Raw genomic sequence first — 11,837 nt, forward strand, 5'->3', positions numbered from 1 at the left:
GAGCCCGCCGTGGCGTAGGGTCGAAGGCATGGCATTGCAGAGCCTGCAGATCACGGCGGTCATCGCCATGCGCGCCCGCGACGTGTCGAGACCGTCGAAGGAGCAGCAGGAGGCCGCCGACCGGCGGCCCCTGCGTGATGAGATGCCCAGGCGCGATACCAAGCGCAAGGGCTAGGGAAGCGAAGGGAGCTGGCCGATCGCCTCGTAGGTGGTCAGCTGCGCGATGCGCCTGCTGTGGCGCTCGCTGCCGGAGAACGACGTGGTCAGGAAGACCTCCACGAACCTGGTGGCCTCCTCGGTGGAGTGCATGCGCGCGCCGACGCTGACCACGTTGGCGTTGTTGTGCTCGCGCGCCAGGCCGGCGGTCTCCTCGCTCCAGGCCAGGGCCGCGCGGATGCCGCGCACCTTGTTGGCGGCGATCTGCTCGCCGTTGCCGGAACCGCCGATCACCACCCCCAGGCTGCCGGGATCGCCGGCGACGCCCTCGGCCGCCCGCAGGACGAACGCCGGGTAGTCGTCCTCGGCGTCATAGACGAAGGGACCGCAGTCGGTCACCTCGTGACCGTGGTCCTTGAGCCAGGACACGAGGTGGTTCTTGAGCTCATAGCCGGCATGGTCGGCACCGATGTAGACACGCACCCGCCCAGTCTTCCACAGCCCCGCCGATCGGGCTCTCTGGCTAGAGTAAGGACCTCTATCGTTCACCAGTCCTTACGAAAGCGAAAGCAGAGAGCCATGCGAGACATCCGCGTCATCGGCGATCCCGTCCTGCGCACGCCCGCCGAGCCGGTGGCCGACTTCGACCGCGACCTGCGCCGCCTGATCGACGAGATGTTCCAGGCCATGTACGCGGTCAACGGCGTGGGCCTGGCCGGCCCTCAAATCGGCGTGTCGCGGCGGCTGTTCGTCTATGACATCAGCGGGCGCAAGGGCCACGTGGTCAACCCGGTGCTGACCGTGGACGACCCCGAGGAGGTGCTCGACGAGGAGGGCTGCCTGTCGGTGCCCGACCGCCAGACGCGCCAGCCGATCTACGCCCCGGTCGGACGGGCCGCGGGCGTGACCGTCGAGGGGCTCGACCGGCTGCGCCGCCCGGTGCGCGTCAAGGCCCGCGGCTCGCTGGCCCGCTGCTTCCAGCACGAGACCGAGCACCTCGACGGCAGGCTGTACGTCGACCGCCTGCCCAGAAATGAGGCTCGCAAGATCATGCTCCGCGCATAGGTTGGAGCGTATGAGCGTACTTTCCGGTAAGGGCGCATTGGTGACCGGCGGCTCCAGGGGCATCGGCAAGGCCATCGTGGAGCGGCTGACCGGCGACGGAGCGGAGGTCGTCTTCTGCTACCAGCACGCGGAGGACGCGGCGCGGCAGGTCGCCAAGGAGACGGGCGCGCACGCCGTACAGGCCGACCTGGGGGACGAGCGGGATCTGGCGCGGCTGTTCGCCGAGGCGGAGGCGCGGCTGCCCGGGGTGGACATCCTCGTCAACAACGCGGCCACCGCCGAGGCCCAGAAGCCCATCACCGAGGTCACCGCGGAGGACTACGCCCGGGTGTTCGCGGTGAACACGCGGGCCGTCTTCCTCGCCGTCCAGTGGGCGGCGCGGGTGATGCGCGACGACGGTCGCATCGTCACCGTCTCCACGCTCAACACCCAGATCCCGGCGCCCGGCCTGACGCTCTACTGCGGCAGCAAGGCCGCCGCCGAGCAGTTCGCCAAGGTGGCGGCGCGCGAGCTGGGCGGGCGCGGGATCACGGTGAACGTCGTCTCGTCCGGCGCCACGGACACCGACATGCTGCGGGGCGCCAACCCGCCGGAGGCGCTGGAGCGGACGCCGGCGTTCACCGCGCTGCAGCGGCTGGGCCGACCCGACGACATCGCCGCCGTGGTCGCCTTCCTGGCCGGCCCCGACAGCCGCTGGATCACCGGCCAGAACCTGCTGGCCAGTGGCGGGCTGATGATCTGAGAGCCGTCAGAGCTGCAGCGACTTGACCTCGAGGTACTCCTCGAGGCCGTGTTCGCCCAGCTCGCGGCCCACGCCGGACTGCTTGTAGCCCCCGAAGGGGGCCAGCGGGTTGAACCGGCCGCCGTTGATGGACACCTGCCCGGTGCGCAGCCTGCGGGCCACCGCCACTGCGTGCTCCTCGGTGCCCGACCAGACGGCGCCGGCCAGGCCGTATCTGGTGTCGTTGGCGATCTGGACGGCCTGGTCCTCGCTCGTGTACGGGATCAGCGACAGGACCGGGCCGAAGATCTCCTCCTGCTCGATCGTCATCCCCGGCTCCACACCCGCGAACACCGTGGGCTCGACGTAGTAGCCGCGCGCGTGCGGCCGGTCGGTGCCGCCCGCCACCAGCCGGGCGCCCTCCTCCTGCCCCCGGTTGATGTAGCGGATCACGCGGTCGCGCTGGGTCGCGGACACCAGCGGGCCGATCTTGGTGGACCCGTCGAAGGGGTCGCCGACCTGGTAGCCGCGCGCCGTCTCGACGGCCAGCCGGACGGCCTCGTCGTACTGGTCGCGCTGGACGATCATGCGGGTCCACGCCGAGCAGGTCTGGCCCGCGTTGACGAAGCAGTTGGCCACGCCCACCTTGACCGCGAGCTCCAGGTCGGCGTCGGGCAGGATGATGTTGGCCGACTTGCCGCCGAGCTCGAGCGCGACCCGCTTGACCGACTCGGCGGCCAGCGAGGCCACGCGGCGGCCCGCGGCGGTCGAGCCGGTGAAGGAGACCATGTCCACCTCGGGGTGGGCGGCCATGGCCTCGCCCACGACCGGGCCCCGGCCGCTGACCAGGTTGAACACGCCGGCGGGCAGGCCCACCTCGTCGAAGATCTCCGCCAGCGCGTAGGCGGCCAGCGGCGCCACCTCGCTCGGCTTGAGCACGACGGTGCACCCGGCGGCCAGCGCCGGGCCCACCTTGCAGATGATCTGGTGCAGGGGATAGTTCCATGGCGTGATCGCGGCGACCACGCCGATCGGCTCCTTGACCACCAGCGAGTTGCCCACCCGCGACTCGCGCGGGTGGCTCTCGGCCAGCGCCGCGTAGGAGGCCAGGACCGTGGCCGGCATGAGCGTCTGCACCTTGAGCGCGAAGCCCAGGGGCGCGCCCATGTCGGTCGCGATCGTCTTGGCGATGTCGTCTGAACGCTGTTTCAGCAGCTCGGCCGCGGCGCCGAGCGCTTTTCCGCGCTCGGCGGCGGCCGTCTGCGACCACGAGGGGAAGGCTTTCCTGGCGGCTTCCGCGGCCGCCTCGACATCGTCGGGAGATCCCGCCGGCACCCGGTCGATGATCTCTTCCGTGGCCGGGTTGACGACCTCGATGGGCTCATCCGACGCCGAAGCGGTCCAGGAGCCGCCGATATACAGCTGACGCATAGCCACCATCCTGACAGCGCCTCAGGAGACAATGCGAGGGCTCATCCTGAGTGGGGGATAAGCCTTTTCCACCGCCACCAGCCTTCTTCCCGTCAGCGTACGACGATTGCCGGAGTAAAGCCCGACATGTCAGTCGAAACTCGGCCTCCTGGTCCTCGAGCGCTTCAGCTCGAAGAAGTCGTCGTACGCGGTGACCGCCAGCACGCCGTCCCACAGGCGGCCGGCGTCCTCGCCCCTGAGGATCTTGGTGATCACCGGGCCGAAGAAGGCGTTGGCGCCGACGCGGATGATCGGTGTGCCGACCTCCTGGCCGACGAGCGTGATGCCCTCGTCGTGGGAGGCGCGGATGGCGGCGTCGTAGGCGTCGGACTCCATCGCGTCGGCCAGGCCCTTGTCGAGGCCCACGGCCTCGAGCGCGGCCTCGTTGATCTCGCGGAGCCGCTCGGGCTCCTTGCCCAGACCCTGGTTGTGCAGGCGGGTGCCGAGTTCGGTGTAGAGGCGCCCGACGTATTCCTCGCCGTGCTTGGCGGCGGCCGCGGCCACCACCCTCACCGAGCCGAGGTTCTTGAGCGCGCGCTGCTTGTAGTCATCCGCGACGTCCTTGTCCTCGTTGAGGATATGCAGGGACATCAGTCGCCACCGGGGCTCGATCGGTCGAACCTTCTCAACTTCGAGCAACCATCGTGACGTGATCCAGGCGAACGGACAGGAAGGATCGAACCAGAGGTCCACAGGAGTCTTCTCAGCCATGTCTGGCCATAACCTGAGGTGGTTCGGGTCCTATTCCCGGCATGGCAGGATACGGACAACCCCGACGAAGTGGTGAAAAGGAGCGCAACTTGGCAGGCAACCTGACCCGGGACGAGGCTCGTGAGCGCGCCCGGCTGTTGAAGGTCGAGTCGTACGAGGTCGCACTCGACCTGACGGAGGGAGACGAGCGCTTCGAGAGCGTCACGACGGTCCGCTTCACCAGCACCCGCCCGGGCGCGGACACCTTCATCGACCTGCACGGCGCCCACGTCCGCAAGGTCACGCTCAACGGGGCCGACCTCGACGTGTCGGACTACGACGCCGAGAAGGGACGCTTCCCGCTCCCGTCGCTCGCGGAGTCCAACGAGCTGCGCATCGACGCCGACTGCTCCTACATGCGCACGGGCGAGGGCCTGCACCGCTTCGTCGACCCGGTGGACCAGAAGGTCTACCTGCACAGCCAGTTCGAGACGGCCGACGCCCACCGCATGTACGCCTGCTTCGACCAGCCCGACCTCAAGGCCACCTTCCAGCTCACGGTGCTGGCCCCGGCCGCCTGGGAGGTCGTCTCCAACGCCGCCGCCGGCAAGGTGACGGAGCTGCCCGAGCAGAGCGGCAAGCACGGCACGGTGCACGCGGCCAGGCGGTGGGAGTTCCCGGCCACGCCGGTCATGTCCACCTACATCACCGCGCTGGTGGCCGGGCCGTACCACAAGGTGACCTCCGAGCACGACGGCATCCCGCTGGGGATCTACTGCCGCGCCTCGCTGGCCGAGCACCTCGACGCCGACAACATCCTCGAGGTCACCCGGCAGGGCTTCGACTTCTTCCACCGGGTGTTCGGGCTGCGCTATCCGTTCGGCAAGTACGACCAGCTCTTCGTGCCCGAGTTCAACGCCGGCGCCATGGAGAACGCGGGCTGCGTGACGTTCCTGGAGGACTACGTCTTCCGCTCCCGCGTCACCGACGCGGTGGTCGAGCGGCGCGCGGAGACGATCCTGCACGAGATGGCGCACATGTGGTTCGGCGACCTCGTCACCATGCGCTGGTGGGACGACCTGTGGCTGAACGAGTCGTTCGCCACCTACATGTCCGTGCTCGCCCAGGCCGAGGCCACGCGGTGGGGCAAGGGCGCGTGGACCACGTTCGCGAACGTGGAGAAGGCGTGGGCCTACCGCCAGGACCAGCTCCCCTCCACCCACCCGATCGCCGCCGACATCCCCGACATGCAGGCGGTCGAGGTCAACTTCGACGGCATCACCTACGCCAAGGGCGCCTCGGTGCTCAAGCAGCTCGTGGCCTACGTCGGCCTCGACAACTTCCTGGCCGGCGTACGCGACTACTTCGCCGAGCACGCCTGGGGCAACACCGAGCTGAAGGACCTGCTCAACGCCCTCGAGCGGACCTCCGGCCGCGACCTGTCGTCCTGGTCGAAGGAGTGGCTGGAGACCGCCTGGGTCAACACGCTGCGCCCGGAGTTCGAGGTGTCCGGGGGCCGTTTCACCAAGTTCGAGGTGCTGCAGGAGGCCCCGGCCGACTACCCGACGCTGCGCTCGCACCGCATCGCGATCGGGCTCTACTCCCTGGCCGAGGGCAAGCTGACCCGTACCAAGCGGGTGGAGCTCGACGTGGTCGGCGCCCGTACGAACGTGGCCCAGCTCGTCGGTGAGGAGCAGCCCGACCTGGTGCTGCTCAACGACGACGACCTGACCTACGCCAAGCTCCGCCTCGACGACGACTCGCTGCGCACGCTCGTCGACGGCGGCATCGCCGCGTTCACCGAGTCGCTGCCGCGCGCCCTGTGCTGGTCGGCGGCCTGGGACATGACGCGCGACGGCGAGATGTCCACGCGTGACTACGTCAAGCTGGTGGTCTCCGGCGCCGGGACCGTCACCGACATCACGGTCCTGCAGACGGTGCTGCGGCAGGCGCGCATGGCGGTGCAGCAGTACGCCGACCCGGCCTGGCGCGCCGAGGGGATGGCGCTGCTGTCCGCCGAGCTGCGCTCGCTGCTCGGCTCCGCCGCGCCGGGCTCCGACCACCAGCTCGCCTACCTTCAGGCGTTCGCGCCGGTGGCCACCGCCGAGGAGGACCTGGACCTGCTGGAGGGCATCCTCGACGGCTCGGCCGTGCCCGAGGGGCTGACCGTGGACACCGACCTGCGCTGGACGCTCGTGCACGCGCTCGTCACCGGCGGCAGGCGCGCCGAGTCCGACATCGACGCGGAGCTCGAGCGGGACCCTACGGCGACGGGTGAGCGGTCGGCCGCGCTGTGCCGGGCCGCCATCCCGACGGCCGAGGCCAAGGCGGCGGCGTGGGAGCGGATCGTGGGCGGCAAGCTGGCCAACCACATCGCCCGCACCACGATCGGCGGCTTCCAGGACGCGCACCACCCCGAGCTGCTGGCGCCCTACCGGGAGAAGTACTTCGCCGCAGTGGGGCGGATCTACCAGGAGTGGACGTTCGACCAGGCGTCCACGTTCGCGGTCGGGTGCTTCCCCTCGCTGGTCATCGAGCCGGAGACGGTCCAGGCCGCGCGCGACTACCTGGCGGCGGACCAGCCGCCGCAGGCGCTGCGCCGGCTGATCCTCGAGGGCGCCGACGGCGTCGGCCGTGCCCTGCGCAACAGGGAGAAGGACGCCGCCTCCGCCTGAGGCGCACTTTGCCCGGCTTTTACCAAGGCCCCCGTCACCTGGCGGGGGCCTTTGCCTTACCGGCTGTGCCGAATCGACGATGGCATCTCAGGCGTGGGGTTAGCCTGGAGGACGTGCTAGGCCCGGGGACCACCCTCAACGACCGCTACACACTCGGCGACCGCCTCGGGGGCGGTGGCATGGGTGAGGTGTGGCGCGCCGACGACACGGTCCTCGGCCGTACGGTGGCGGTCAAGGTGCTCATCCCGGCCCTCACCGAAAACCCGTCGTTCTCCCGGCGCTTCCAGAACGAGGCCAGGGCCATGGCCACGCTCCGGCATCCCGGCGTGGTCGACGTCTACGACTACGGCACCAGCGAGGTCGACGGCCGGCAGGTGAGCTTCCTGGTCATGGAGCACATCGAGGGCGAGTCGCTCGACCGCGTCCTGCGGCGCGGCCCCCTCGGGCCCGAGGCCACCATGCGGCTGGTCGCGGAGGTCGCCGACGCGCTGGCCGCCGCCCACGCGCAGGGCATCGTGCACCGCGACGTCAAGCCGGCCAACCTGATGGTCCGCGCCGGTGGCGGCGTGGTGCTCACCGACTTCGGCATCGCGCACTCGGTCTCGGCCGCGCATCTGACGGCCACGGGCACCATGCTCTGCTCGGCCGGTTACTGCGCGCCCGAAATGGCCACGGACAGTGACGTGACGCCCGCGGTCGACCTCTACGCGCTGGGCGTGGTGGCGTACGAGTGCCTGACCGGGGAGTTGCCGTTCCAGGGCGACACGCCCGTGCAAATCATCTTCAAGCATCTCAACTCACCCATTCCACGCCTGCCCGACGAGGTGCCGCAGGGGCCGCGTCAGGTGGTGACGCGGGCGCTGGAGAAGACGCCCGACGCGCGCTGGGCCACGGCGCCGCACATGGCCGAGGCCGCCCGCAAGGCGCTGACCTCCCCTCTCACGCTGCCCGAGCCGCCCCGCCGCCGCCGCCGGCGCAGCGGGCGCGCGGTGCGGGCCGCCGTGACCATCGCCGCCGCGGTGGCCGTGTCCCTGGCCGTGGCGGGCTCGGTCTGGCTGCGGCCCGCCGACGACTCGGCCACCGTGCCGATCCAGTCGCCCACGGTCGGCGGCACCTCGGTCCAGACCCTGCCCACCTCGCCGCAGGTCTCCCGTCCGGAGCCGACACAGCAGACCAAGCGCCCGACGACGCCCAAGCCCACGCGCGTCACGACCACGGCCTCCGCGCCGACGACCTCCGGCCCGCCGGCCACCACCACGCCGCCGACCAAGTCGCCGAGCGCCACCCCGACCACGTCGGAGCCCGAGCCGACGCCCGACCCCACCACGCCGGGGCCCGAGGAGCCGACGGCCGAGCCGACGATCAGCGCGGAGCCCGGCGAGATCCAGTGCATCAAGGCCCCCTGCCCTTGACCGTCGCCCTTGACCGTCGCCCTTCACCCGCCCGGCCGCACGCTTCCGCCCGTTCCGTTCGTGACCGTTCCGCGCGCTTCGGGGTGCCCGTCCGTGTCCGGCGTGCGGGAGGAGCTTGCCGAATCGCCACATGTCCGTACTCGCTCGCTGATCGTGAGAAGGTCATCGCGTGGACTCGACTCGTGACCTGCTGATCGCTCTGGCCCGCCGTCACGCCTTCGCCGACCTGGGCGCGCTCACGCCGGTCGCGGAGATCGCGGAAGTGTGCGAGTTCGGGCACCGGCTGCTCTCGCTCGACGCCGAGGACTTCGCGGCCGAGGCCCGGGTGGTGCCCGCCGACCTGCGACGGCGCGCGCGGGCCTGCCACATGCCGCAGACACCCCGGGAGCAGCCGCGCGGGGCGCTGGAGTCGTTGCGCCCGGCGTACGGGCTGCTGCTCGAGGTGATCGCCGTACGGTGGCACCGGCGCGAGCTGAGCCCGATGATCGCCGCGGTGCACATCGCCAGCGAATACCTGCCGCTGCTGGCCTTCGAGCCGCAACTCGGCCATGCCGGCGACCCCGCCAGGTGGCCCGAGGGGCTGAGCGCGCCGGGCAGCAGGTTCGGCGTGATCGGGGACCGGGAGTGCGACCACACCAAGTCCGAGCAGTCGGCCACGAACAGGACGCTGCGGGTGTCGCTGGAGCCGGGCGAGGGGTGGCGGGCGTACTTCGACCGGCAGCACAGCCAGGTGGCCGGGGCGATGGGCGTCTGCGTGTCCACGTGCCGCAACCCGTGCACGGCCATGGACTGGATCGGGCCGGAGCCGCGGGCCGACCTGCAGACGCGGGCCCGAACGGCGCTGGCCTTCGCCGAGACCCCGCTCGTGCGGCTGCGGCACGCGGCGCCGGTGGGCCACGGGTTCGGGGTGCCGTCGCCCGAGGAGGTGCTCGACGCGTGGGAGCGCAGCCGGGCGGCGCTGGACAAGAACACGATCGGCTCGGCGGCACTGAAGGAGGACGGGTTCCCGCTGCCGGGGCTGCCCTCGCTGTTCTCAGCCGTCGCGGGCGCGCACATCGAGCCGTCGACGCTGATCGACGGGGTCAGCGAGCACGTCGTGACCCTGCTCGAACGCCTCTGACACGCGCCGAAGCCACCCACCCGCCCGGGACCGCCAGGGCGGACGTGACCCGTCCGGGACCGCCGGGCGGCCGGCGTCCGCCCGGCACTGTCGGAGCGGGCTGTCGCCCGTCCGGCCTAGCGGCGGGCCGTGGCCTGTTCGCCGAGGGCGGCGATGCCGTAGAGCAGGCCGCCCACCAGGTCGCCCACGCTGAACGCGGTGGCCATCGACATGGCGGTCAGCCGGCAGGCGCCGTCGTTCAGGCGCCGCCTGGCCCGCTCCCCGGTCACGATCTCCAGCGCCCGGCCGCCGAGGTCGACGAAGACCACGACGGCGTCGTCGGCCTCCTCCCCCAGGGCGGCGTGCAGGCGCTCGGCGAAGTGCCGCCGCCCGCCCACCGGCGCCCCGAGGTAGACGCCGAAGCGCAGCCCGCTGCGCCGTTCGGCGGTGTGCAGGGCCTGCCTGACGTCGTCGGCCTGTGCGGCGGTCAGTCCTCGCATCGTCCTCACCATCCCGCCGAGGCGCCGCCGGCGCGCCTGCCCGGCTCCGCCGTCTCCGCGGCGGCCACCCAGTCGTGCTCGGGCACCTCCGCCCAGTGCGCCACCCGGTCCGCCAGGACCAGGCCCGACGTGCTCACCCCGCGCTCGCTTCTATGGGGGCCGCCCAGCCAGACGGGGCCCGCCTCGACCCGGCGCGCGGCACCGCGCCCCGGAATCATGACGAGCAGGCTGATCAGCACGAACAGCCCCATGGACGCCCCGATGAGAAAGAGCAGAATCTCTGCCGCGCTGTTCACACCAAGACCGTAAACCTCACGGGCGGGTCCGGCCAGACCTGTCGGGTCTTCTCACGGTAAGATCGTTTGAAGAGGGATCTCTAGAGAAGAAGAACAATAGAGATACCCCGAAAAGATGCGTGGAACACGATGAGCTGGGCCATAAAACTATGGACACGGCAACACTAGGAATCGATCGAATCTCCGGGTTACGGTGAGTTACGTGGACTCCGACAACCAGCGTGAAGACGGTCACAACACGTCACCTATCTGGGTGAGCGACAGGCCAGAGAGTGAGCAGACCGCCGCCAAGCCTTCGGCGCCCACCTCCACGTACGCGCCGATCGAGCGCGCGTCCGTGCGCACCCTCCTCCAACAGCCGCGCTTCCTCCGCCTGCGCAATCGCGCGATCGTGGCGGTCGCCGCCGGCCTGCTGGTGGGCTTCCTCGCGGGCGACTGGCGCGTGGGGGTGACCGCGGGAGTCATCGCGGCCATCCTCGAAGCCGTCTATCGCGCGCGCTCCAACTCCTCGGTGCCGGCGTGGCGCCGGACGTCCGTGGCGGAGCGGCGTACCGAGGCGCAGTTGCGCAAGCTCGAGCGCAGCGGCTACCGCACGCTGCACGCCAGGGCGATCCCGGGCAGTGAGGCCCAGATCGACCACCTCGTGGTGGGGCCGACCGGCGTCTACGCGGTCGACTCGGAGAAGTGGGACCGGCGGCTGCCCGTGCGTGTGCAGATGGGCAAGAAGCTCTTCCACGGCCCCTTCGACATGAAGCCCCGCCTCACCGAGGCCAAGTGGGAGGCGTCGCAGGCCAGCGAGCTGATCACCGAGTCCTTCGGCCGCGAGATCTCCGTCGTCCCGTCGCTGGCCATCTACGGCCCGCCGGTGCCTTGGAAGATCATGACGATCCGCGGTGTGGACGTCTACCAGGGCGACCGCGCGCGCCGGTGGATCACCAAGCGGGAGCGGGCGCTGACCGACGCCGAGATCGACCGCATCTACGACATCGCCGCCCAGGTGCTTCCCCCGCGCTACGGCGACTCCTGACCGCGCCCCGGCCGGTCCGGCCGGCCGTCAGGAATCCTCCGCCACCCGGGCCGCCAGCCTCGCGCCGAAGGCGTCGAGGTCGGCGGCCAGCTCCGCGCTCGGCGGCAGCCGCCGGGGCAGCCGCGAGTAGAGTGCCGCCCCGAACCCCGCCTGCCGGACGATGTGGTCGATGAGCGCCTCCTGGTCGCGCGGCCACGGGAACGACGGCTGGGCGATGAGCAGGGACACACAGCCGTGCACGGCCGACCACAGGCCCAGCGCGAGCTCCTCGGGGTCGCCTTCGAGCACGCGGGTCTCCACGCAGGCCGTGACCGCGCGCACCATGTGCAGGAACGCCTCGGCGGCGGCCGGTGGCACGCCCGGTGTCGCCGACGGGCGCATCATCAGCACGCGATACTGCACCGGGTGGTCGAGCGCGAAGCGGGCGTATGCGCGGGCGCACCTGCCCAGGGCCAGGAAGGGGTCACCGCCGAGGTTGACGGCGAAGAGGCGGCCCAGCTCGTCCCACACCCGCATGCAGACCGCCTCGACGAGGGCCTCCTTGTCGGCGAAGTGCAGATAGACCGAGGGCGTGGACACGCCGGCCCGCAGGGCTACCGCGCGCAGCGTGAGCGCGTCCTCGCTGCCGGACTCGGTCAGCAGGTCCTCGGCCGCGCGCAGGATCTCCTCGCGGAGCAGCACGCCTTCGCCGCGCCTGGCGCGTACGCGTCTCGTGGTCATGGATCT

13 protein-coding genes are annotated in these 11,837 nt (G+C 71.1%); 7 read left to right on the plus strand and 6 right to left on the minus strand.

Annotated elements, in window-relative coordinates:
• The first annotated feature begins 28 nt into the window (after positions 1-28).
• Positions 29-175: a hypothetical protein gene (locus AB0I15_RS23760; protein WP_358099262.1), complete on the plus strand. Its 147-nt coding sequence runs from the start codon at positions 29-31 to the stop codon at positions 173-175.
• On the opposite strand, the gene AB0I15_RS23765 is transcribed toward AB0I15_RS23760, so the two are convergent.
• Entirely contained in the window at positions 172-639 is a 468-nt protein-coding gene (locus AB0I15_RS23765; RefSeq protein WP_358099265.1) for a ribose-5-phosphate isomerase, read from the minus strand. The genes AB0I15_RS23760 and AB0I15_RS23765 overlap by 4 nt on opposite strands.
• A 96-nt stretch (positions 640-735) precedes the next feature.
• Between AB0I15_RS23765 and def the strand changes: the two genes are divergently transcribed.
• Positions 736-1,221: a peptide deformylase gene (def, locus tag AB0I15_RS23770; RefSeq protein ID WP_358099268.1), complete on the plus strand. Its 486-nt coding sequence runs from the start codon at positions 736-738 to the stop codon at positions 1,219-1,221.
• Between the two features lie 10 nt (positions 1,222-1,231).
• The gene (locus tag AB0I15_RS23775; RefSeq protein ID WP_358099271.1) at positions 1,232-1,963 is read left to right on the plus strand and encodes an SDR family oxidoreductase; all 732 of its coding nucleotides are present in this window, start codon (positions 1,232-1,234) and stop codon (positions 1,961-1,963) included.
• Positions 1,964-1,969: 6 nt separating this feature from the next.
• Here AB0I15_RS23775 and AB0I15_RS23780 read toward each other — a convergent pair whose 3' ends face one another.
• Complete coding sequence (locus AB0I15_RS23780) at positions 1,970-3,373, minus strand: aldehyde dehydrogenase family protein (RefSeq protein ID WP_358099274.1); 1,404 nt, start codon at positions 3,371-3,373, stop codon at positions 1,970-1,972.
• A 129-nt stretch (positions 3,374-3,502) separates the two neighbouring features.
• Positions 3,503-4,003: a disulfide bond formation protein DsbA gene (locus AB0I15_RS23785; protein ID WP_358099277.1), complete on the minus strand. Its 501-nt coding sequence runs from the start codon at positions 4,001-4,003 to the stop codon at positions 3,503-3,505.
• A 209-nt stretch (positions 4,004-4,212) separates the two neighbouring features.
• On the opposite strand from AB0I15_RS23785, the gene pepN reads away from it, so the two are divergent.
• The 3 genes from pepN to AB0I15_RS23800 all read left to right on the plus strand — a co-directional run bounded on the left by pepN (position 4,213) and on the right by AB0I15_RS23800 (position 9,309).
• Positions 4,213-6,777 (plus strand): aminopeptidase N, encoded by a 2,565-nt coding sequence (gene pepN / locus AB0I15_RS23790; RefSeq protein WP_358099280.1) that lies wholly within the window; start codon positions 4,213-4,215, stop codon positions 6,775-6,777.
• Between the two features lie 113 nt (positions 6,778-6,890).
• Positions 6,891-8,189 (plus strand): serine/threonine-protein kinase, encoded by a 1,299-nt coding sequence (locus tag AB0I15_RS23795; protein WP_358099282.1) that lies wholly within the window; start codon positions 6,891-6,893, stop codon positions 8,187-8,189.
• 169 nt (positions 8,190-8,358) lie between these two features.
• On the plus strand, positions 8,359-9,309 hold the full coding sequence (locus AB0I15_RS23800; protein ID WP_358099285.1) for a hypothetical protein: 951 nt from the start codon (positions 8,359-8,361) through the stop codon (positions 9,307-9,309).
• Between the two features lie 116 nt (positions 9,310-9,425).
• On the opposite strand, the gene AB0I15_RS23805 is transcribed toward AB0I15_RS23800, so the two are convergent.
• The gene (locus tag AB0I15_RS23805; RefSeq protein WP_358099288.1) at positions 9,426-9,788 is read right to left on the minus strand and encodes a DUF5130 family protein; all 363 of its coding nucleotides are present in this window, start codon (positions 9,786-9,788) and stop codon (positions 9,426-9,428) included.
• A gap of 5 nt (positions 9,789-9,793) precedes the next feature.
• Positions 9,794-10,084: a hypothetical protein gene (locus AB0I15_RS23810; protein ID WP_358099291.1), complete on the minus strand. Its 291-nt coding sequence runs from the start codon at positions 10,082-10,084 to the stop codon at positions 9,794-9,796.
• Between the two features lie 253 nt (positions 10,085-10,337).
• Here AB0I15_RS23810 and AB0I15_RS23815 point away from each other — a divergent pair, with 253 nt between their 5' ends.
• Complete coding sequence (locus AB0I15_RS23815) at positions 10,338-11,111, plus strand: nuclease-related domain-containing protein (RefSeq protein WP_358099294.1); 774 nt, start codon at positions 10,338-10,340, stop codon at positions 11,109-11,111.
• Positions 11,112-11,138: 27 nt separating this feature from the next.
• Here AB0I15_RS23815 and AB0I15_RS23820 read toward each other — a convergent pair whose 3' ends face one another.
• On the minus strand, positions 11,139-11,831 hold the full coding sequence (locus tag AB0I15_RS23820; RefSeq protein ID WP_358099297.1) for a TetR/AcrR family transcriptional regulator: 693 nt from the start codon (positions 11,829-11,831) through the stop codon (positions 11,139-11,141).
• Positions 11,832-11,837: the final 6 nt, after the last annotated feature.

Source organism: Nonomuraea sp. NPDC050643 (assembly GCF_040654715.1).
Taxonomy (GTDB): domain Bacteria; phylum Actinomycetota; class Actinomycetes; order Streptosporangiales; family Streptosporangiaceae; genus Nonomuraea.

Excerpts from the sequence above, each read along its gene's own strand:
- AB0I15_RS23760 (WP_358099262.1), top strand. The coding sequence starts at position 29 with ATGGCATTGCAGAGCCTGCAGATCACGGCGGTCATCGCCATGCGCGCC.
- def (WP_358099268.1), top strand. The coding sequence starts at position 736 with ATGCGAGACATCCGCGTCATCGGCGATCCCGTCCTGCGCACGCCCGCC.
- AB0I15_RS23775 (WP_358099271.1), top strand. The coding sequence starts at position 1,232 with ATGAGCGTACTTTCCGGTAAGGGCGCATTGGTGACCGGCGGCTCCAGG.
- AB0I15_RS23780 (WP_358099274.1), bottom strand. The coding sequence starts at position 3,373 with ATGCGTCAGCTGTATATCGGCGGCTCCTGGACCGCTTCGGCGTCGGAT.
- AB0I15_RS23785 (WP_358099277.1), bottom strand. The coding sequence starts at position 4,003 with ATGTCCCTGCATATCCTCAACGAGGACAAGGACGTCGCGGATGACTAC.
- AB0I15_RS23805 (WP_358099288.1), bottom strand. The coding sequence starts at position 9,788 with ATGCGAGGACTGACCGCCGCACAGGCCGACGACGTCAGGCAGGCCCTG.
- AB0I15_RS23820 (WP_358099297.1), bottom strand. The coding sequence starts at position 11,831 with ATGACCACGAGACGCGTACGCGCCAGGCGCGGCGAAGGCGTGCTGCTC.